Source organism: Mucilaginibacter glaciei (assembly GCF_014773245.1).
Lineage (GTDB): Bacteria > Bacteroidota > Bacteroidia > Sphingobacteriales > Sphingobacteriaceae > Mucilaginibacter > Mucilaginibacter glaciei.
The window spans coordinates 593695-614350 of sequence record NZ_JACWMX010000002.1; the positions used below are offsets into that span (position 1 = coordinate 593695).

Consider the following 20656-nt stretch of genomic DNA (forward strand, 5'->3'; position numbering starts at 1 on the left):
TACAGCAAAGTATGGTTAATTGGCAAATTTTTAATTTACCAATGCTAATTTGTTACAATGTGCAGTTTGCCCAATTAAATCTTGCAATAGTCGCAATATAGAAGCGTTAAGTATAAATTTCAGATATACGTGCAAACACGTATTTGCTTTAAACAAAAATGCCGCATTAAATAAATTAATGCGGCATTGCCTATTTCAAATAAAAATTTCAACCTTGCTTTGGTTCGGCCGCTACATATGCTTCCCACAACTCATCCACAGTTTTACCGGTAAGTTTTTTCCAGCTATCGGAGGTATAAGTATGGGCGCGTAACCGGCTATCCAGTTTTTGCACGGTTCCCTTTTTTATGTCCTTTTCTATCCAGGCTAAAAAGCGGGCTGTAATGCGGTAAGCGTTGTCATAATGATGGGTAGGTTTTAAGGCAGGCAGGCTCCATTTGGCGGTGGCATTATCAATACCATATGCATAGCGTACGTAATCGGCAATACCTTCTGTTAACCAGCCCGGGCCGGCACCATCGCCATAATCCTGCACAATATGCATCACTTCGTGGGTCACTACATCTAAATCAAGCGGCTGTTTCAGCATCCATTTTGGGCTGTAACGCACCGTACCATCTGCAGTAGCAGCAACACCCTTATATTCCGGGTCGATAATAAAAACAACTTTTTTAAGTGTCTTCTTATTAAATGCCATTGCCTCTTCGGGGTAAACTTTAAAAAAGGCGTCAACCATTCGTTTTTTAACGGAAGCACCCTGTGCAGCAAATGTAGTATCGAGGTTTACAAATATTAAAGTATAGCCGTTTTTAGTAATCGAATCTCTTGAGATATATTTACCTACCGTTTTCCAATCGCGCTCCTGCGCTCTTGCCCCAACTGCGATAAAAAGGCAAAATATTACGATTATTTTTTTCATTTACTATTAGTTATAAAGCTTCAAATGTGCCGCAAATTATCTTTCACTGCAAGTATGAGATAGATTTGTTACCAATGGTACAATTATTTTTAACAGAGAGATGAGGAAGGCATTTGCCAACCCGACAGATTAATGTAACTTTACCGTTACAATACTCCTCCTAATTGATGCAACATTTATACAGTATTATACAAAAAAAACGTTTTATATATTTTTTATTTTTTGGCCTAAGCCTTTTCGTGGTAGTCAAAGGCGTTGCTACCCATCAAACGTTTAACAATTTTACTATTTTCAGGTATAACTTCATCCACACCATTCATCAGCAAAACCTTTACAACTATTATCCCGAAGTATACAACGATCTTAACCATTACGGCCCCGCATTTTCAATAATTATCGCGCCATTTGCCGTTTTACCGCCAAGCATAGGGGTGATCATGTGGGTGCTATTTAATGTAGCAGTGCTGTTTACCGCTATACGCCTGCTACCGATTAGGGATGGCGGCAAGACCATTATCCTTCTGATATGCGCTCATGAACTGATGACTACATCAACTAACGTGCAAAGCAACGGTATGATGGCCGGGCTCATTATTCTCAGCTTTAACTTTATTAACCGCAAGAAGGATTTTTGGGCAGCGCTTTTTATTGTATTAGGCACATTCATTAAACTTTACGGAGTGGTCGGCCTGGCATTCTTCTTTTTTTCTGATAATAAATTAAAGCTGATAACAGGTTTAATATTCTGGTCGATAGTAATGTTTTTACTGCCCATGGCCATATCCTCACCTTCATTTATTATACAAACCTACCGGGATTGGTACCACGACCTTGTAGCCAAAAACAACGAAAATCAGGGGTCCTTTTTACAAGAGATTAGTGTATCGGGTTTTATAAGAAAGGTTTTACGCTACGAATCTTTAAAAAACATCCAGGTGATTGCCCCCGCTCTTTTGCTTTTCGGGTTATCGTATTTACGCATTAAATCGTACAAAATATTATCCTACCAGCTATTGATCCTGTCGTCGGTATTGATCTTTGCGGTTATCTTCAGCAGTTCGGCCGAGTCGTCCACCTACATCATTGCATTTGCCGGGGTAGCCATCTGGTTTATGAATTTGAACAGGCCTGTTACTAAATTCGAGATCTTTTTATTGGTATTTGCTATTATTCTCACCAGCTTTTCACCGTCAGATCTTTTCCCACGTTCTGTGCGGATGGATTACGTGGTGCCTTATAAATTAAAGTCGTTACCTTGCTTTTTAATTTGGTTAAGGATAATTTATGAATCACTCACCCGTAATTTCACGGTAGAGGAACAGGATTTATTAAATGACAAAATAGGCGCGGATACAGCGTTGGTTTCTTTATAAATATTACTCTGATCGTATATTGGCGAAAGGCAGATCAAACGAACAAATTACGCAAAGCGAATTGTGAGCGCTCTTTTGTACGGATGGCTACGGTAACAGCCCAGTTGAATAAGAGCGAACATGCAACGATGATAATGATGACGTTTAAGTTACCTAAATGCGCTAATGACAGAGCAACTCCTATGGATATCATATTAACTACAGCCAAAATAATTGTAGCCTGCATGTGTGTGTAGCCCAGTTTAAGCATACGGTGATGTACGTGGTTACGATCTGCAGTAAAAGGCGAAACGCCTTTAAGAATACGGAGCGTGAATACTCTTAAAGTGTCAAAGATTGGGCCTATAAGTATAGCAAATGCTAACGCAGGTGCCGAGTATATGTCAGGCTCGTGAACCGTGCTGAACTTATTCAGTTCAATAAATTTTACGGCCATAATTGCCGATATAAGCCCAATAAGCAGAGAACCGGCATCGCCCATAAATATCTTGGCGGGGGTTAAGTTGTACCTTAAAAAGCCCAATACCGCACCTATAAGACTTAATGATATAGCTGCAAGCTCGTAGTGCTTCATGTAAATAAAAAGCGCAGTAAATGTACCGTTCACCACAATACAAGTTGTGCCCGCAAGCCCGTCTATGCCATCGATTAAATTAAACGCGTTAATAATTAACATTATAAACAATATAGACAGAATAGCACTAGCGATATAAGTTAATTCATATACGCCTAATACGCCATACATACTTGTAAAACGAATGTTGCCCAGTGTAACTAAAATGGTGGCAACAATAAATTGAATGAAAAATTTAGTGCTGGAGTGCACTCCCGAAAGATCATCTTTCATACCCATTATAAACAAAATAATAGTTGCCGTTAACAGGTAACTAATGGGCAGCGTCTTATCAATCATGCTAAACAATAGCATTGTGATTGTAAAACTTACAAAAATAGCCACACCGCCTAAACGGGGAATACCATGATCATGCTGTTTACGAAAATGGCCAACATCATCGTAAAGGTGACGGGTACGCGCAACGTGTAAAATTGACGGAATAGAAAGCAATGTGATCAGAACTGAAAACATTACTATAAATATATAGTATATAAAATAATATGTATTTAAATAATCCTGCATCATTATAATTGTAGGGGCAGTTATAGGTGCTGTTTAAGCAAATATAACAATTCCCACGATACTATAGAAACTGTTTTATCTTGCGCAACGGCTTAAACAATATAGCCAATAGCGGAATAAATATCTTATTATTATTCATCGCCTCCAAGTCAAATAGTAAAGCGCTTAGGCGATTTTTGTAAGTACTGTTACTTACCCCACCTATCGCCATTTTTATCATCACTTTTTGCAGGTAATATACGGGCACTTTCTGCAAATGGATGTATCTTAACATCAATTCATAATCTGCAGCGGTACCATACAACAAACTGTAGTTACCTAACTGCTGGTATAACTCCCGCCTGCAATAAAATGTAGGGTGCGGCGGCATCCAGCCCCAATTAAACATACCCTGCCGGTAAATGCCCGATCGCCAACGGCGAACTACCTGGCCATTCAAATTTACGTAGTCAAGGTCGCCATAGACAGCCACTCTACTGTTAATCTCAAAAGCCTCAGCGATATTCTTTAGAATATCTGCCGATGCAAATACGTCGTCGGCATTTAAAATACCTATAATATCGCCGGTAGCAAGAGCAATACCTTTGTTTATCGCATCATATATACCGGAGTCTGGCTCCGACCTTAAGGTGTGAATATGCTGCTCAAAAGGTTTTATGGCCTCCAGGGTACCGTCGGTGGATGCCCCATCTATTATAATGTACTCGATATTGGCATGAGCCTGCCCAATAACAGATTGTATACAAGCCGCAATAGATGCTTTAGCATTGTAACAAACGGTAATCACAGATATTTTTAAATCGCTCACGGTGGAAAAATACATTTTTTTAGCGGCAAAATATGTAATTTTGGTTTTGCTGCATAATCTACAGCATACTTTAACAGCAACCTTAGATATGCGTGTTTTATATTCCCTTTGCATTATAAGCATTTTGGCCATAACAAGTTCATGCTCCTATAAGCAAAGCCAGCTACTTTTTCAGGCTAGCGGTACAAAGCCCGATAGCACGGCAGCCCACACCTCCCAAACCATATCAGGCAGCCCCTATCGTATTCATCCGCTGGACCAATTACAAATACGCAACCTGCAAAGCATAAAGTCTCTTGTTGATCAATCTCCGGCGCCTAATAGTAACATATCAGGCGGCAGCGCTGCGCAGGGGCAAATTTTTCAGGTTGAAGAAGACGGCACCGTTGCCTTGCCCGAAATTGGCCACGTAAGGGTTGAGGGGCTTACCAGGGTTGAAGCAACAAAACTAATTGAAGATCAGTATAAAAAGAACGTATTGGTCAATCCTGTTTTTGAGATAAAGGTAATTAATTTGAAGGTGACCTTATTTGGCGAGGTTAAATCGCAAGGCAATTATCCTCTGGTTAAAGATAATACTACGCTTGTTGAATTATTGGGAGAGGCCGGTGGACTCACCCAATCTGCTAACGAAAAAAGTATAAAGATCATTAGGGGCGATGCTAACAAAACCGTGACCGAAATAGATTTGAGTAAGTTAAGTTCGATATCAGATCCGCGTGCAATCCTGCAAAACGGCGACGTAATTTATGTTTCTCAGAATAAACGGGGTATCCGTAGCGACAATTTGCAAAACATTACCACGTTGGTTCAGCCTGTGCTACTGCTGGTGAATACCGCATTAGTGCTATTAACGTTATCGAGGCTATAATGGAAGAATTAGATAACAACCAGAAGAAATTACCTATTCAGGAGATAGATTATTTTAAAATAGCCCGGATACTGATAAGCCGATGGTATTGGATAGTTGGTTCGCTTGCTGTTTTCATACTTGCATCTAACTTATATTTATGGTACACTCCCAAAACATTTGCTACTTCGGGCATAATGAAATTGGAGGAAAAGAAATCAGAAATAGCCGATCTGTCTAATATCATAACCGCCGGCAGTGAAAGAGGAACATCAAAAATTCAAAGTGAAACATCAGTAATTCAAAGCCGTACCGTTATATTAAATGCAGTGAGGGACTTGGATTATCAAATTAGCTTTTATGTTGAGGGAAGGGTTAGAACCAGTGAACTTTACCCTTTGCGGCCACTTGAGATAGAAAAACTAACATTTGACAGTGTTAACTTTTATCGCGATCTGATCACTTTTAAACCCGTTAATAAATCAACGTTTAACCTAACGTACAAAATTGCCGGGAATGAGGTTTCTAAAAACTATATTTATAACAACCCTGTAACTATTGGCCCTACGGCGTTTGTTATCAAAAAACCTGGTTACCTAAATAAGAACTCTGTATTTCTTTTCAGGTTCAATGTTCCCGAAGACCTTGTGGGGCGCGTGCAATCAAACTTGCGAACCGCCGAAACTGTCAAATACTCAAATATTTTATCGTTACAGCTAACTGATGCCAACCCACAATTTGCTGCCGATGCATTGAATGCTATAATGAAAGAATATCTGATTTATGATCGCAGTCGTAAAACACAATCAGCATCACAAATGATAAATTTCATTGACGGGCAGCTGAAATTCTTGTCGACTGAAGTTAAAGGGGCCGAAAAATCTATAGAACAGTTTAAGCAAAAAAACAAGTTGATGGAAGTGAGTAGCAAAGCCGACGGCGTTTTGACTAAAGCTAAAGATCTGGAATCGCAGCAGTCACTGCTAAAATTGCAATTGGTAGCAATTGAAGATCTTAAACAACAAATAAACAAAGACAAAAACAATGTAAACTTAAACTTAAATATTGGCGGCGGGACCTTAGACCAGGCTTTAACTGCCGCTGTTGAAAAGCTGGATATTTTATTAAGCCAAAGGGCCGAGCTATCTAAAACTTATACGGGTAATTCAACACAAATTCAAGAAATAAACCGCGCTATACTGCAAATAAAAAATAACGCGTTAATAGCACTGAATGGCAATAGCAATAGTTTAAGCCGAAGCATTAGTTATATCAATTCACAATTAGCACTGCTAAACCAGGAGATTTCAGTTTTGCCAGGAGCCGAACGTGACTTGATCAGCTTGAAACGCGATTTTGATATCAATGAAAAAGTTTATTCGTTTTTATCAGAAAAAAAATTAGAGGCGCAAATCAGCCGCTCGGGCATTTTGCCTGGAGCAACAATTATTGAACAAGCATCGCCAAACTATTGGCCCGTAGCACCAAATGAACGCGACATTCAACGATCTGCAATTATTTTCGGGCTCGTTACCGGATTAGGGTTAATTATATTGATACGTATACTTAACCCATATATCTATGATAAAGAAACGATTGAAAGTTTAACTACCGTACCAATATTAGGTGTGATAAGAAAATTCCCCAACTTAATTGACGAGGATAATGCACAGGCCCTTGCAATTAGTAAGCCCAAATCAATCTTTGCAGAATCAGTTAGATCTGTAAGAACCAACCTCAATTTTTTAGCCTCTGATAAAAAACGGAAAATCATTTGTGTAACGTCTGAGGTTGCAGGCGAAGGAAAGTCTTTTGTATCATACAACCTGGCCAGTACCTTATCACTTATTGATAAAAAAGTAATTCTTATAGCGGCCGATCTAAGGCGTTCCAAACTCCACCGTACTTTTAAAGTACCTAATGACATTGGGCTAAGTAATTATTTGTCACATCAGAATGAGCTTGACGATGTGATACTAAACTCCAGCCAAACTAACTTTGACTTTATTGTGTCGGGGCCGGTGCCACCCAATCCGTCAGAATTACTGCATACCCAGAGAATGAAGGATTTGATTGACGAATTGTGCACCAGGTACGATATCGTTATGTTAGATACCGCTCCAATTGGCTTAGTATCTGACGCTATCCCCGTTATTCGGTTAAGTGATATTAATATTTTTGTGATCCGCTCCGGCAAATCAAAGTTCAATGCAGCCACCATACCGCAAAGGATTGCTCATGAATACAATCTTGACAATACCGTTATCGTATTAAATGCCTATGCCGAAGATATTTTACACTCCAGATATTATACCACTAAGTTTACAGGAAGCAATTATGGCAGTAGTTATTACTATTATTCTGATTACAGCGGTTATGAGGCTTCAGGGTATTATACAGATGAGGAGAAGGAAAAGTGGTGGAATTTTAAACGTTGGTTCAAATAACGATTTCTTTCAGATATGGCATTAAATACAGATACAGATAAAACTAAATGGTATCCGGTTTATACCCACTCCCGCGCAGAAAAAAAGGCTTACGAGGCGTTGATTGATAAAGGCATAGAGGTTTATTTACCTTTACAACGTACACTAAAACAATGGAGCGACAGGAAGAAATGGGTAGAAGAGCCGCTTATAAAATCTTACATATTTGTTAAAATAGAAGAAAATGCCAAAACACAGGTATTAATGACAAAGGGCATAGCGCGGTTCATCTATTTTTCGGGGCGGGTTACTGCTATGCCGTCCAAACAAATAGAAGACTTGAAGCTATTAATGGCCAGCTCATTAGAACTTGAGGTAACCGAAGAAAATATGCAGCCCGGCGAAAAAATAGAAATAAAGGCAGGCCCGTTAAAAAGCCTCACCGGCGAATTGATAACCTACAAATCAAAAACCCAATTATTAGTAAGATTGGACAACTTAGGGTGCTCAATCATAGTAAGTATTGCAGCATCACTAATAAACAGGTTTTAGTTATTGCCTGGATATGAACTCGCACTAAAACCAAACAATCAAGGGGTTACATTTTACGACTGTGACTTAGCAGGCGAAGCTGTATAAAAACGACAATGTGCAGGATAGCAGGACTGGTATCTAACCAGCTAAATATCGATCAAATAAAAAGCCAGGTAAAAGCCATGTGCAATGCCCTGCAACACGGCGGGCCCGACGACGAAGGCGTTCAAGAGTTTGTTAATGACCGGATGGCTTTAGGACATCGCAGACTGTCAATAATAGATTTAAGCAAAAATGGCCACCAGCCCATGGCAGATGTCGCCCAAAAAACCTGGATAACATTTAACGGGGAAATATATAATTATCGTGAGCTTAGGACTGAACTAACTGCACTTGGTGCAAAATTTCACTCTGAAACCGATACCGAAGTTATTATTCAAGGTTATTTACATTGGGGTACAGCTTGTTTCGAAAAGCTGCGCGGAATGTTTGCCTTTGCATTGTACGATAGCGCTCATCACGCTGTTTACCTGGTGCGTGACAGCAATGGCATTAAACCTTTATATTATTTTATACGAGATGGGCAATTAGCCTTTGCATCAGAGATTAAAGCTTTCGAAGCAGCCGGTTTGACTACTGCAAAAAACAAGCGATGGCCCATTTGGTTACTGGCGTTTGGCAACATACCCGAACCTTATACAACATTAAAAGATACATTTAGCCTGCCTAAAGGTAGCTATATGTGCTGGGATAAAGATGGGGGCTACTTCATTAAAAGCTATATTCAACAAACGCCTAAACACACAATTACCAGTATTACCGAAGCGCATGACGGCTTGCATTTCCACTTGCAAAATGCAGTAAAAAGGCAGCTTATTGCCGATGCGCCCATCGGCGTTTTTTTAAGCGGAGGTGTTGATTCCAGCCTGCTAACTTTGCTGGCTAATGCGCAAACCCAACAACGTTTAAAAACCATATCTATCTTTTTCGATGAGAAAAAATACGACGAAAGATCTTATCAATTAGCTATATTAAACAAAACCGAAAGCGATAACTACAGCCATTTGGTTAAAAAGCACGATTTTGAAGAATGCTTTCCGCAAATAATGTCTGCTATGGATATGCCTACCACCGATGGTATAAATAGCTGGTTTATTAGCAAATACGCACATGACGCCGGCTTAAAAGCAGTGCTATCCGGCATTGGTGCCGACGAGCTGTTTGGGGGCTACCCCTCTTTTAATAGAATTAGCTACCTACGATATTTAAGGGCACTACCGGCTTTCGTTTTTGATAGTGCTGGCTTTTTAAACACCACTATTTACAAGCGGTTAACGTACTTAAAATACGCCCATCCCGCTGCGGATTATTTATTTATAAGGGGCCTGAACACGCCTGTAGATATCGCAAACCTGTTAGACACGACTGAGCAAGAGGTGAATAATGTGCTTTTTGGCGAGAACAATTTCCCTCAACTCGGGCCATATGACAAATTACAAGCAGCCTGGTTCGAAACAAATTTGTACATGCAAAACCAGCTTTTACGAGATACCGATGTAATGAGCATGAGCCATGGTCTGGAAGTGAGGGTACCTTTTTTAGATGAAGATTTCCAAAGTTTTACCGCACAAATATCCCCCGAAATAAGGTTTGACTCCACCCGGCCAAAAAAGATATTAATCGACACTTTTAACTCTTTATTACCGGAAACTATATGGAACAGGCCCAAAATGGGGTTTAGCTTTCCGTTAGAGGATTGGATGCGGGGCAATAATAGTATAGGAGACAGTTCACAATATAAAGGTACAGCTGCACAAAAGCTGATAAACAAGTTTAAAGCAGGTAAGGTGCACTGGTCAAGGGCATTTGCGTTGTACCAAATACAAAAATATGTCTAAAAACATCAGTTTGTTGTCGCTACAAATATTTAATACTACCGGCGGTATACAAAAGATGGTACGCACGCTTGCACATGCCCTTGATACATTAAGCAAAAAAAGGGGCTGGGCTTTTAAGTTATCCTCACTTTATGATGACAAAGCCGACCTAATGACGCAGTATCTGCCTTCAGAAAAATTTGAAGGCTATAATGAGCATGTGATAAGGTTTATTTTAAAAACCGTTTTTTTTAAAAACAAACCCGATATTTTAATATTAACCCACATTAACCTTGCTGTTATCGGGGTGCTTACCCGTTGGTTTAACCCTAAGTGCCAGATACTTTTATTTGCACATGGCATTGAAGTTTGGCGGCCGCTTGGCCTGTATAAAAAATTGATACTGAGCTATGCCGATAAAATTGTTTGTGTAAGCAGTTTTACCAAACAACAAATGTACAATTGGCATAAAGTTCCGTTAACAAAATGCCACGTGCTCAATAACGCCGTTGATCCATTTATTGCCTTACCAGAAGAATTTTTAAAACCTGTTTATTTACAGGATAGATATTCTATAAAAAATGACCAACCTATTCTATTTACATTAACGAGGCTCGCTTCGACAGAGCAATATAAAGGGCATGATACCGTACTCCTTGCATTATCTAAGCTAAAAGTCGATTTTCCAAACATCCGGTACATTCTATCAGGGAAATATGACACCAAAGAAGGCATCAGGGTAAAAAAGATGATAGCTGAACTCAACCTGGCAGATCATGTGACTTTAACCGGTTTTATAGACGAAGGGGAACTGGCTGACCATTTTTTGCTTGCAGATGCGTTTGTTTTACCGAGTAAAAAAGAAGGGTTTGGGATAGTATTTATCGAAGCTTTAGCTTGCGGTTTACCCGTAATTTGCGGCGATGCCGACGGTAGCTTAGACGCCATACTGAACGGCGAGCTGGGCACCGCTGTAAACGCCGACGATAGCGATGAATTAGCAGCATGTATTAAAAAGTTGTTATCAGAGCCCCTCACTATTGAAAAGCGAAGAGCGTTACAAAGTAATTGTTTAAAGCAATTTAATGAAAATGCTTATATAGACAAATTAGAACAGCTCTTAACATCGTAATTCTTAAAAAAGTTTGAAGATACTGCACGTAACTGCCGCTTATAAACCTGCCTTTATATACGGGGGACCTACTATGTCGGTAGCTTCCTTATGCGAACACCTACAGTTAAACGGCAATCAGGTAGAGGTGTTTACAACCACTGCAAACGGCAGGGAGGAGTTACCAGTAACACCAAACCTACAGATAATTGTTGACGGGGTAAAGGTCACCTACTTTAAGCGGATCACAAAAGATCACACTCATTTTTCGCCCTCATTATTAAACGCACTTCGTAAAAGGGCCACTGAGTTTGACGCTATTCACATACACGCTTGGTGGAACTTGGTTTCGTTACTGGCCTGCTTCATATCGTTGCAAAAAAAAGTACCGGTTGTCTTATCACCCAGGGGAATGCTGAGCAATTACTCTTTCGGCAAAAAAAATACTTCTGTTAAAGCGCTCATTCATCGGTTAATTGGTAAAAGTTTACTAAAGCGCACTAACATCCACGCGACATCTTTTAACGAGAACACCGCGGTAAAAAAGCTCGGCACTTTTAAAAGCATTGCCACCATTCCCAACTTTGTTCAGTTGCAAGGTAAAAACGCCTATCCGGCAAAAAGCAGGTCATCAACATTTAAATTGCTTTTCTTTTCAAGAATAGATGAAAAAAAGGGATTGGACATTTTGCTAACCGCGCTTAAAACCCTTTCTATCCCCTACCATTTAACTATAGGTGGCGACGGAAAAAGCGCATATATCAATCAATTAAAATCGTTGGCCACTGTCAATAACCTTGCTGACAAAATAACGTGGGTAGGTTTTTACGGTGATAATAAATTCATGCTGTTGCAAGAGCACGATCTGATGATCCTGCCGTCGCACGATGAAAACTTTGGTAATGTAGTGATAGAAAGCCTGAGTGTTGGTACCGCAGTATTAGTTAGCAAAAATGTAGGCTTGGCAAATTACATTCAAAGCACTAATTTAGGTTGGGTTTGCGAGCGTACACCAAAAGCTATAAGCGAAGCTATCGCCGATATTTGGGGCAACCACCTTAAAGATCTTGACAGGATAGCCCAAGTGGCACCCGAATTAGTACGCAAGGACTTTACCGGCGAAAACCTACTGCAGCAATACCTTAATCTTTACCAAAAAATTATCAGTAATGAGTGATTATCAGGATTACGGGTACCATAGCAGCCAAATGACCCATAATTTCAAATACACGCTTGATGCAATTATAGGCTTGCTTGATAAAAATAAAAACACCTGTATTTTAGATCTGGGCTGTGGCAATGGCTTTTTGGTTAATCACTTAATATCGTTGGGATACAACATTTACGGCACTGATGCATCTGAAAAAGGAATCGAAATTGCCCGCCGGCTTAATCCTGATAGATTTTTTTTACAGGATTTAAGCATAGATAACTTGCCCTACGAATTACGCGCGGTTAAGTTTGATACCATAATATCTACCGAGGTGATTGAACATCTCTATGATCCCGAGGAGTTCATCAGTTTTTGTAAAAATGCCCTGAACAATGTAGGAGAGATCATCATTTCTACACCCTATCATGGCTACTTAAAAAACCTTCTACTTAGCTTATTTAACAAATGGGATGAGCACATGAGCCCGTTGTGGTTAGGTGGGCATATTAAAATGTGGTCGGCTACAACGCTAACCAAAGTTTTAACGCTGGCAGGCTTTAAGGTTGTAGCCTTTAAAGGCTGCGGGCGCCTTCCCTATCTATGGATGTCGATGGTAATCAAAGCCCGTTTAAATTGAACCCTCACTACTCCTTTATTATACTTACCTATAACGAAGAAATGCACCTGCCCCGGCTTTTGCAATCTATGAAGGGTTTGAATGCCCCACTATTTATTTTAGATTCGGGCAGTACAGATAACACCTTAAACATCGCAGCATCAGAAGGGGCCATAACTGGTTACAACTCATTCATAAACCACCCCAAACAATGGCATCACGCACTTAATACTTTTAATATAACTACACCGTGGGTGATATGCCTGGATGCCGACCAGATAATCACGCCACAACTGCACCAAATGTTATTAGACTTTACCGATCACGAGCAGTATGAAAATATCAACGGCATTTATTTTAACCGCAAAAACTACTTTAAAGGGAAGTGGATCAGGTTTGGTGGGTACTATCCTTTTTACCTGCTTAAAATGTTTCGGTACGGCATTGGGTTTTCTGACATCAATGAGAATATGGACCACCGCATGGTAGTGCCCGGCAACACCATTAAATGGAAAGAAGGCCACCTGATTGAAGAGAATTTAAAGGAAAATAAGATTAGTTTTTGGATTGATAAGCACAACCGATACAGCGACCTGCTGGCAGTTGAAGAAACCGAACGGATCTTAAATCTGAGGCAGCAAACCGTAAAGCCCCGCTTTTGGGGTTCGCCCGATGAACGTACGGCGTGGTTAAAACAATTATGGTGGCGCCTGCCGCGGTATATGCGGCCGACGCTATACTTTCTCTACCGTATAATTTTCAGGCTCGGCATATTAGATGGCCGCACCGGTATCATTTTCCATTTTATGCAAGGCTTTTGGTTTAGGTTAGTAGTTGATATTAAAATTGATGAACTCAGGAAACAAAATGAGGATGGGCAAAAGTAACGCTCCGTTATCGCCAATACGTTTTGTAATTACGTTTCTTTTTCTGTTTGGCTTATTTTATGGGTTTTACATCTTCTACCTTAGTTTAACAGCACCCGGTGGTAAATTCTACAGTCATTTTTTAGATACGCATCTTAACTTTATTGCCTGGTTAAGGTATATACTGATTGAAAGCAGTGCGGCCATCCTGAACGTGCTTGGCTACCAAACTAAAACCAGTATTACGCAAATGCTGGTGGTTGGTCATAACATTATTAATGTTGGGTATGATTGCCTCGGTTTTGGGGTAATGAGCTTTTTTACAGCCTTTGTGATTGCCTATCCGGGCCAATTAAATCCCAAACTCTATTTTTACGGTGTAGGTTTAATAAGCATACAGGTACTCAACCTCGCCCGCTATATCTTGCTGGCCCTTTATTGGAAGCATACCACGGTGTACATATCAGATCACCACACTATTTATAATCTCATTACCTACTTATTAGTTGGTGTAAGCATTTATTTTTACACGCAACATCAAAGTAAATTGGAAGCGAATGCAAAAAACTGACCTGGGTATTTACAATAATTATCCTTACAACCCCGGTGGCAGTAAGCTTAAACGTGCCTTATGGTTTTATATAAACGCCCTGATTTTTAAAAACAGCCTATTTCCGATTAGTGGCATCAAGGTTGCTATTTTACGCAGCTTTGGCTCATCGATCGGGCGAAAGGTAGTTATCAGGCACCGGGTAAATATCAAATACCCGTGGCTGTTAAAAGTGGGCAACAATAGCTGGTTGGGCGACGCTGTGTGGATAGATAACCTGGTGCCGGTAACTATAGGCAGCAACGTGTGCATATCCCAGGCGGCAATTTTACAAACCGGCAACCACAACTATAAAAAAGTTACTTTCGATTTGATTACCGGGCCAATTATTATTGAAGATGGCGTTTGGATAGGCTGTGGTGCCATCGTTACAGCGGGGGTAATTGCAGCCACGCATTCAGTATTGTCGGCAGGCTCGGTTGCTACCAAAAATCTGTTGCCATACAGCATTTACCAGGGTAACCCCGCGGTAAAAGTCCGCGACCGCGAAATACTTTAATCATTTATGATCTCCAAACTAACACATTTGCATAAAGTTTTTCTTGCCGCTATATCATTGATAGCAATTGCTTTGGGTGTGGCCGTATATATAACGCCGGCTGCCCTGTTTCCTGACCCAAGCTGGGGGTTCCAGGTAATGCGCTCGATGGAGTTTGGCGGCGGCTTTAACATGCTGGTGAAACCAGATGCTGCTGATATCAGTAAAAACACCGCCGATTTTTTAACCTGGTGGTCGCCGGGGCAATATTTATTACCCTATCTTTTTAAGATAGTATTCGGTTTAAATACCGGGAAAGCTATGGCGGTTGTTACCACCTTGTGTACCGTAACAGGGCTGTTGGGGTTATACGCCTTCTTTAAAAAGGCAGGCTTTACACCCATGATCAGTGCTTTAAGCTTACTGTTTATTATTTGTCAACAAGCGTTTTTTAGCCCGTACATTTTTTACAATGGTGGCGAAGTGTTGCTATTCGCATTTTTTGGATGGTTTTTATATGGCTGTATGGCGTTTGACAAACCGGGCCTTAAGCTGGCGATATTTGTTTTATTGGCAGGCTGGTTAGGTTTCATATGCAAATCATCATTTATATGGATGTATGCCGCCGGATTGCTTTTTATGTGGATCCGCATGTCCGAAGGACAAAGAACGGTTAAGAGCTGGGTGCTGAAAGGTTTATGGCCGGGTGTACCTGCGGTTATATCGGTTGCGTGTATTTACCTCTTCTATTTATCAAAAGGTAGTAATCCCTCGTCAGAATCAGGTGGCTTAAAATTAGCATGGGAAACATTCAGCTTTCCGCTGGCGTCACCATTACTTTCGGGTTTTTCGGCAGATGACCTTTTTAACGGGCTGATATATCACAACGATGCTGTGTTGTTCAGTCACCAATGGGCGGTTATCATCGTGCTGCTATTGGCCATTTTAAGCGTTATACTGGTACGATACATTTTAACAAAAGTTCCATACCAAAATTACCGGTTGATGCTGCTTGTAGTTTATGCAGTATCTGTAGTGTTTTTTGGAGTTGCTTATTTGAGGCAAATGGCTATCTCTTATGAAGCCAGGCACTTTAGGCTGATAGGATTACTCGTAACACCGGGTTTGGTTCACCTTTTTTGGCACGCAGGTAGGGTTTATCAAATAACACTTGGCGCTGTTGCCTTATTGATCGCCTTTTTCAGTGTAAGCTTTTATATCGAAGGTTACCAGCGGCTTCATCATGAGAACCCTCACGGGCCATCGGGCATAGCCCAGCAATTTATAGATAAAGAAGCTTTGGATTATATCACACGGTTAGATCAAACCCATTCAAATGCGTTGTTTGTATTCACCAGCCCCGATCTCGGTTTGGAAATCATGCATAACCGTTTTATCACGCTGCAACCCTTAAACGGGGACATCAGCATCAACTTTGATGAATATGTACATAAGGGCCATTCCGGGCCTCTGTATATTTTGCTGCCCTCTAAATATATTGGGGTGAGAGCATCAGTATTTTTAAAGTGCTTCCCTGGGTATAAGGCGTTTACCCTTAAAGAGGTAAGCGACGAGTATGTGGTTTACTCTTCCAATACCTATAGATAATTATTTTCCGTAAAAAGCAAAAGCCAGGTTTTTCAGCCTGGCTTTTGCTTTTTAGGTATTCAGCGTTATAAAGCCGCCATCTATCGGGTAATCGTTCCCAGTGATAAACGACGCCTCATCCGAGCATAAATACAGCATTAAAGCCGCAATTTCTTCAGGGTTACCCATACGACCAATAGGTTGTGTTTTAGATAGCTTTTCGAACATCTCCTGCTCTTTACCCGGGTAATTCTTTGCCAGGAAACCATCTACAAAAGGCGTATGCACCCTTGCCGGCGATATACAGTTACACCTTATGCCATCGGTCAAATAATCTTTTGCTACAGATAGGGTCATACCTACAATGGCGCCCTTAGAAGTTGAATAAGCAAACCGGTCTGACAATCCAACAGAAGAGGCAATTGAAGCCAGGTTGCAAATGACGCCGCCTGCCTCTTTCATGATTGGCAATACGGCATGCAGGCAATTATAAACACCTTTTACGTTCACAGCCATCACCCTGTCAAAGTCTTCTTCGCTGGTGTTATCTGCTTTACCAATATGGGCAATACCGGCATTATTAATCAGGATATCAATTTTACCAAACCTATCCTGTACATCGCGTACGGCCATTTTAACAATTGCCTGGTTGGCTACATTGCATTTAAAAAAAGCGGCCTGGTTACCCATTTCTTCAATTTCGGCAACAACAGCATTACCGCCTTTCTCATCCATATCCAGGATGCAAACTAGGGCCCCCTGTTTGGCAAACAATATAGCTACAGCCCTGCCTATGCCGCTGCCGCCACCGGTTACAATGGTTACCCTATCTTTTAAACTAAACATATTATTTTTAGATTTTTTCAATAATAGCTAAAACTATCCAAAATTAATCATCGTCGTCTTTCTTCTTTTTCTCGAGTATCACAAATGCGCTGCGCTTGGGTGCAGGCATCACGGAGTGTTCGCCTTTTACAGATTTCCAAACGATCTGGTTCAATTCCAGATCAGGAGCGGCATCCTCTTTAGCAAAATTAAATGTTTCTGACCGTTTACTGCTTTCGTTTACGGCTACGTTAACCTGTTTAATATCAATGTTAGCAGGTATTAATTTATAAGGTGTAACATCAGGCTTGCTGGTAAAGCATTCGTAAAGTGGCATTGCGGCAGCATCATACTGGCTCATAGGCGGCAACCCCAATATCAACTCCATTGTGCGTAAAAAGCCAGATGTGGAATACATATTATGGATAACCGCATTACGTTTCACATAAGGGCCCACCACAAACGCCGGGGAGCGGTGCGCATCAACATGGTCGGGACCGTTTTGCGCGTCATCTTCTAAAATGAACACGACGGATTCCTTCCATATCGGGCTGTGCGACAGGTGTTCAATAATGCGGCCTACTGCCAGGTCGTTATCTGCAACAGCGGCCATTGGTGCAACCTTACCCTTTCGCTGACCGCTGGTATGATCGTTTGAGATCCGAAGCGTATTAAATTGTGGCACTGCATTTTTTGTTAAAAGCGAATCAAAATCGGCCTGCCAGGCATCAGCTCTTACCTGATCAGTAATATCCATGTTAAAGCCCGGCGAATGTGGCCCCATATGACCCTGCAGCGATTTAATGTTAGCCTTACTGTACTCTCCAAACTCCCCGTAACTCCGATACGTAACCCCGGCCCGTTTGCAATAATCCCATATAAAACCGTCGCGCGGATAGGTTACCGGCCTGCCGCCCTCATAATTGGTTGTACCACCGCGGTTACCATAGCTGGTGGGCCAGGTTTTTTCAACCACATCTGTAGCGTAGGCGGCCATACTCCAGTTATGCCCGTCGGCACTCACTTCGGCATCTACATAAAAGTTATCAAGTAATACAAAATCTGTTGCCAAAGCATGGTGATTAGGCGTTACCTTTTGCCCAAAAAGGGTTAATGATGTATCGCCATTTCCCTGCGGCATATCGCCCAACACCTGGTCATATGTACGGTTCTCTTTGATGATGTAAAAGACATACTTAATCGGCGATTTTTCGCCCTGTTTACGCGGGATAGGGTTGCCGGCCTCGCCATCGGCTGTTGTTGTCCTTTTACTGGTAAACGGCGTATTGGCGTAAACCTGTTTAGTATAAACTTTTAATTGCTCTGGGGTTGGCGTGTTTATAAAAGATAAAGAGCCCTTGAACAAACCCGCGATGTATTGCAGCCTGTCGTTAGCAGAACTGCCCGTATGTACACCGCTGTTATCTAACTTAGAGATTGGCTGCGGCCCTTTAGGGTTGGCCATTGATGTATTGCCTTTGCCGTTGGTCACTAAAATCTTACTCCCCAAAACCTTTACATTGGTTGGGTACCAACCTACCGGGATAAACCCCTGACTTAAACTGCTGCCCGGCTTTGAAACATCAAATACGGCCAGGCAATTATTGTCGGCATTAGCTATATAAAGCGTTTTTTCGTTGGCGCTAAGTGCCAGCCCATTGGTGGTTGATCCGGTTAGTTTTGTTGGGTAAAGCGTTGTGCCGATGGTTTCGATCACCTTTCCACTTAATGTATTGATAACAGATACCGTATTGTCGTTGGCGTTAGCTACAAAAAGGATGCTACCCTTTTTATTTAACAATAGTTCGTTAGGGTGGCTACCCGTTAAAATCTCCCCGGTGATGTTTTGCGAAACCGTGTTATACACCACCACCCTATCGCCGCCAAACATGGATATGTATAGCTTGCTTTGATCGGGCGTTAGGATGCAACTGTAGGCAATGCCCGGCAACTGTATTCTTTTGCTTATGCTGCGCTGCGCAGGATCTATTACATACAGGCTGCTATCCTCTTTGGTAACGGCATACAAAACAGCGTTATCTTTACTAATAGCCATACCTGTTGGGCAAATTTTATTGGCAGGCCATCCTTTACCTAACCTAATAGTGTCGGGTGTGCCGAGTTTACCGTCGCGAACATGAAAGTCAAGGATAATATTATCGTTACCGCCCGATACATAAAGGTCTTTTTCGTTAGGGCTAAATACTAAACCGTACCACGATTTTTTCAACTCTTTTTCATCTAACAACCGCTCGTTCTTAGGGTCTATTAATTGTACAGACTGCGTGCTTTGGCCGTTATTGGTTACCGCCAACAGTTTACCCGAAGCACTCAACTGCATATTTAGCGGCAGATCGCCAAGTGGGATGGAATTACCCGCTGGGCTTAACGTCCAGCCGTTGGGCAACAATATTTGCCCTGGTGTTTTGGTTTTTCCGGGTGCTTGTGCAAAACTATATTTTTGAGAAAATATTAGGCATAACACTGTTGCCGCTAAAAAAAGTTCTTTTAAATTATTCATATCAGGATGTTGATATAACGGGTAAATTTATTGACGTAAAGTTAGCCAATAACATTATAAACAAAGATTTACTTCTTCTGATAGTTGCCAAATAAAGTCACCAATTTATCCGGATAATCGGAGATCATCCCATCAACTTTTAACTCTTCCATCTTCTTCATTGATGCTTCGTCGTTAACCGTCCAGGGCAGTACCTGCACCTTTGCATTGTGCGCCTGGTCTACAAAGTTCTGATCGATCAATGTGTAATACGGGCTGATCACCTGGGGTGTAAACCCCAGTTTCGTCATATTGCTTTCAAAGCTCTCCTTATTAGCGATCAGGTAAGACAATACCTGTTTTGGGTAATCTTTATGTAAAACCTGTAACGGCCGTATATCAAAGGATTGAATGGTAACACGTTTGGTTATTTTCTTCTCGTTCAGCACATCCATCACCAGTTTTACAAACTGCTGCGGGTCGGGGTGTTCCACACCATCCCTTGTCGGGGCACTCTTGATCTCCAGGTTGTAGAACACCGGTTTCAAACGCTTTAGTTTGATGTAGCGCTCTACGCTGTCAATCATTTCAGATAGCAGCGGCTTATAAGTTTTCAGTTTCTTCTGCTCAGGGAATTGCGGGTGCGGTTTGGTACCGCCATCATATCTGCGAATGCTATCATAAGGCATAATGTAAAGCAGTAATGCCTTTTCTTCGGCCTTGGTGATATCGCTACCATCGGGTTTACGCATAAAATCTGCCGACATGTAGGTATCGTGCGATACCACTACCTTGCCATCTTTAGAGATCACACAATCCAATTCCAGTGTCTTCACGCCCAGGTCAATCGCGTGGATCATAGCCGGGATAGAATTCTCGGGCATTAAGGCCCGGCCACCCCTATGGCCCTGTACATCAATTTTCTGTTGTGCCGATGCCGTAAGGGCCAAACAGCACAAGGCTATCAAAAAGATCTTTCTCATTT

18 protein-coding genes are annotated in these 20656 nt (G+C 41.3%); 12 read left to right on the forward strand and 6 right to left on the reverse strand.

Annotation, left to right across the window (positions count from 1 at the left end):
- Positions 1-208: 208 nt before the first annotated feature.
- Positions 209-919: a basic secretory protein-like protein gene (locus IDJ76_RS07325; RefSeq protein WP_191162253.1), complete on the reverse strand. Its 711-nt coding sequence runs from the start codon at positions 917-919 to the stop codon at positions 209-211.
- A 167-nt stretch (positions 920-1086) separates the two neighbouring features.
- On the opposite strand from IDJ76_RS07325, the gene IDJ76_RS07330 reads away from it, so the two are divergent.
- Complete coding sequence (locus IDJ76_RS07330; protein ID WP_191162255.1) at positions 1087-2292, forward strand: glycosyltransferase family 87 protein; 1206 nt, start codon at positions 1087-1089, stop codon at positions 2290-2292.
- Between the two features lie 34 nt (positions 2293-2326).
- On the opposite strand, the gene IDJ76_RS07335 is transcribed toward IDJ76_RS07330, so the two are convergent.
- Positions 2327-3379 carry an MraY family glycosyltransferase gene (locus IDJ76_RS07335; protein ID WP_224746226.1) on the reverse strand — a complete coding sequence of 351 codons (1053 nt, stop codon included), beginning with the start codon at positions 3377-3379 and terminating at the stop codon, positions 2327-2329.
- 112 nt (positions 3380-3491) lie between these two features.
- A complete protein-coding gene (locus IDJ76_RS07340) occupies positions 3492-4238 on the reverse strand; it encodes a glycosyltransferase family 2 protein (RefSeq protein ID WP_317173951.1) in 747 nt (248 codons plus the stop codon).
- A 1-nt stretch (position 4239) separates the two neighbouring features.
- Here IDJ76_RS07340 and IDJ76_RS07345 point away from each other — a divergent pair, with 1 nt between their 5' ends.
- The 11 genes from IDJ76_RS07345 to IDJ76_RS07395 all read left to right on the forward strand — a co-directional run bounded on the left by IDJ76_RS07345 (position 4240) and on the right by IDJ76_RS07395 (position 16367).
- Entirely contained in the window at positions 4240-5109 is an 870-nt protein-coding gene (locus IDJ76_RS07345; RefSeq protein ID WP_191162259.1) for a polysaccharide biosynthesis/export family protein, read from the forward strand.
- On the forward strand, positions 5109-7535 hold the full coding sequence (locus IDJ76_RS07350) for a GumC family protein (RefSeq protein WP_224746227.1): 2427 nt from the start codon (positions 5109-5111) through the stop codon (positions 7533-7535). Before IDJ76_RS07345 ends, IDJ76_RS07350 begins: the two co-directional genes overlap by 1 nt.
- Before the next feature lie 15 nt (positions 7536-7550).
- A complete protein-coding gene (locus tag IDJ76_RS07355) occupies positions 7551-8066 on the forward strand; it encodes a UpxY family transcription antiterminator (protein ID WP_191162261.1) in 516 nt (171 codons plus the stop codon).
- 95 nt (positions 8067-8161) lie between these two features.
- Entirely contained in the window at positions 8162-9946 is a 1785-nt protein-coding gene (gene asnB / locus IDJ76_RS07360; protein ID WP_191162263.1) for an asparagine synthase (glutamine-hydrolyzing), read from the forward strand.
- Positions 9939-11057 carry a glycosyltransferase family 4 protein gene (locus tag IDJ76_RS07365; protein WP_191162265.1) on the forward strand — a complete coding sequence of 373 codons (1119 nt, stop codon included), beginning with the start codon at positions 9939-9941 and terminating at the stop codon, positions 11055-11057. Before asnB ends, IDJ76_RS07365 begins: the two co-directional genes overlap by 8 nt.
- Positions 11058-11070: 13 nt before the next feature.
- Positions 11071-12213: an XrtY-associated glycosyltransferase XYAG1 gene (locus IDJ76_RS07370; protein WP_191162267.1), complete on the forward strand. Its 1143-nt coding sequence runs from the start codon at positions 11071-11073 to the stop codon at positions 12211-12213.
- Positions 12206-12826, forward strand: coding sequence for a class I SAM-dependent methyltransferase (locus tag IDJ76_RS07375; RefSeq protein ID WP_191162269.1), 621 nt, complete (start codon positions 12206-12208; stop codon positions 12824-12826). Before IDJ76_RS07370 ends, IDJ76_RS07375 begins: the two co-directional genes overlap by 8 nt.
- The gene (locus IDJ76_RS07380; RefSeq protein WP_224746228.1) at positions 12823-13692 is read left to right on the forward strand and encodes a glycosyltransferase family 2 protein; all 870 of its coding nucleotides are present in this window, start codon (positions 12823-12825) and stop codon (positions 13690-13692) included. Before IDJ76_RS07375 ends, IDJ76_RS07380 begins: the two co-directional genes overlap by 4 nt.
- Entirely contained in the window at positions 13655-14242 is a 588-nt protein-coding gene (xrtY, locus tag IDJ76_RS07385; protein ID WP_191162273.1) for an exosortase Y, read from the forward strand. The genes IDJ76_RS07380 and xrtY overlap by 38 nt, the downstream gene beginning before the upstream one ends.
- Entirely contained in the window at positions 14229-14780 is a 552-nt protein-coding gene (locus tag IDJ76_RS07390) for a WcaF family extracellular polysaccharide biosynthesis acetyltransferase (RefSeq protein WP_191162275.1), read from the forward strand. Before xrtY ends, IDJ76_RS07390 begins: the two co-directional genes overlap by 14 nt.
- Before the next feature lie 27 nt (positions 14781-14807).
- Positions 14808-16367 carry a hypothetical protein gene (locus tag IDJ76_RS07395; RefSeq protein ID WP_224746229.1) on the forward strand — a complete coding sequence of 520 codons (1560 nt, stop codon included), beginning with the start codon at positions 14808-14810 and terminating at the stop codon, positions 16365-16367.
- Positions 16368-16418: 51 nt separating this feature from the next.
- Here IDJ76_RS07395 and IDJ76_RS07400 read toward each other — a convergent pair whose 3' ends face one another.
- The 3 genes from IDJ76_RS07400 to IDJ76_RS07410 form a co-directional block, all read right to left on the reverse strand.
- Positions 16419-17192, reverse strand: a complete 774-nt coding sequence (locus IDJ76_RS07400; protein WP_191162279.1) for an SDR family NAD(P)-dependent oxidoreductase — start codon at positions 17190-17192, stop codon at positions 16419-16421.
- 43 nt (positions 17193-17235) lie between these two features.
- Positions 17236-19692: a bifunctional YncE family protein/alkaline phosphatase family protein gene (locus IDJ76_RS07405; RefSeq protein ID WP_191162281.1), complete on the reverse strand. Its 2457-nt coding sequence runs from the start codon at positions 19690-19692 to the stop codon at positions 17236-17238.
- A 68-nt stretch (positions 19693-19760) separates the two neighbouring features.
- Positions 19761-20654: a glycerophosphodiester phosphodiesterase family protein gene (locus IDJ76_RS07410; protein WP_191162283.1), complete on the reverse strand. Its 894-nt coding sequence runs from the start codon at positions 20652-20654 to the stop codon at positions 19761-19763.
- Between the last annotated feature and the right edge of the window lie 2 nt (positions 20655-20656).

Coding starts and splice junctions, on each gene's coding strand:
- IDJ76_RS07325 (WP_191162253.1), bottom strand. CDS start 919: ATGAAAAAAATAATCGTAATATTTTGCCTTTTTATCGCAGTTGGGGCA.
- IDJ76_RS07330 (WP_191162255.1), top strand. CDS start 1,087: ATGCAACATTTATACAGTATTATACAAAAAAAACGTTTTATATATTTT.
- IDJ76_RS07335 (WP_224746226.1), bottom strand. CDS start 3,379: ATGTTTTCAGTTCTGATCACATTGCTTTCTATTCCGTCAATTTTACAC.
- IDJ76_RS07350 (WP_224746227.1), top strand. CDS start 5,109: ATGGAAGAATTAGATAACAACCAGAAGAAATTACCTATTCAGGAGATA.
- IDJ76_RS07355 (WP_191162261.1), top strand. CDS start 7,551: ATGGCATTAAATACAGATACAGATAAAACTAAATGGTATCCGGTTTAT.
- asnB (WP_191162263.1), top strand. CDS start 8,162: ATGTGCAGGATAGCAGGACTGGTATCTAACCAGCTAAATATCGATCAA.
- IDJ76_RS07365 (WP_191162265.1), top strand. CDS start 9,939: ATGTCTAAAAACATCAGTTTGTTGTCGCTACAAATATTTAATACTACC.
- IDJ76_RS07375 (WP_191162269.1), top strand. CDS start 12,206: ATGAGTGATTATCAGGATTACGGGTACCATAGCAGCCAAATGACCCAT.
- xrtY (WP_191162273.1), top strand. CDS start 13,655: ATGAACTCAGGAAACAAAATGAGGATGGGCAAAAGTAACGCTCCGTTA.
- IDJ76_RS07390 (WP_191162275.1), top strand. CDS start 14,229: ATGCAAAAAACTGACCTGGGTATTTACAATAATTATCCTTACAACCCC.
- IDJ76_RS07400 (WP_191162279.1), bottom strand. CDS start 17,192: ATGTTTAGTTTAAAAGATAGGGTAACCATTGTAACCGGTGGCGGCAGC.
- IDJ76_RS07405 (WP_191162281.1), bottom strand. CDS start 19,692: ATGAATAATTTAAAAGAACTTTTTTTAGCGGCAACAGTGTTATGCCTA.
- IDJ76_RS07410 (WP_191162283.1), bottom strand. CDS start 20,654: ATGAGAAAGATCTTTTTGATAGCCTTGTGCTGTTTGGCCCTTACGGCA.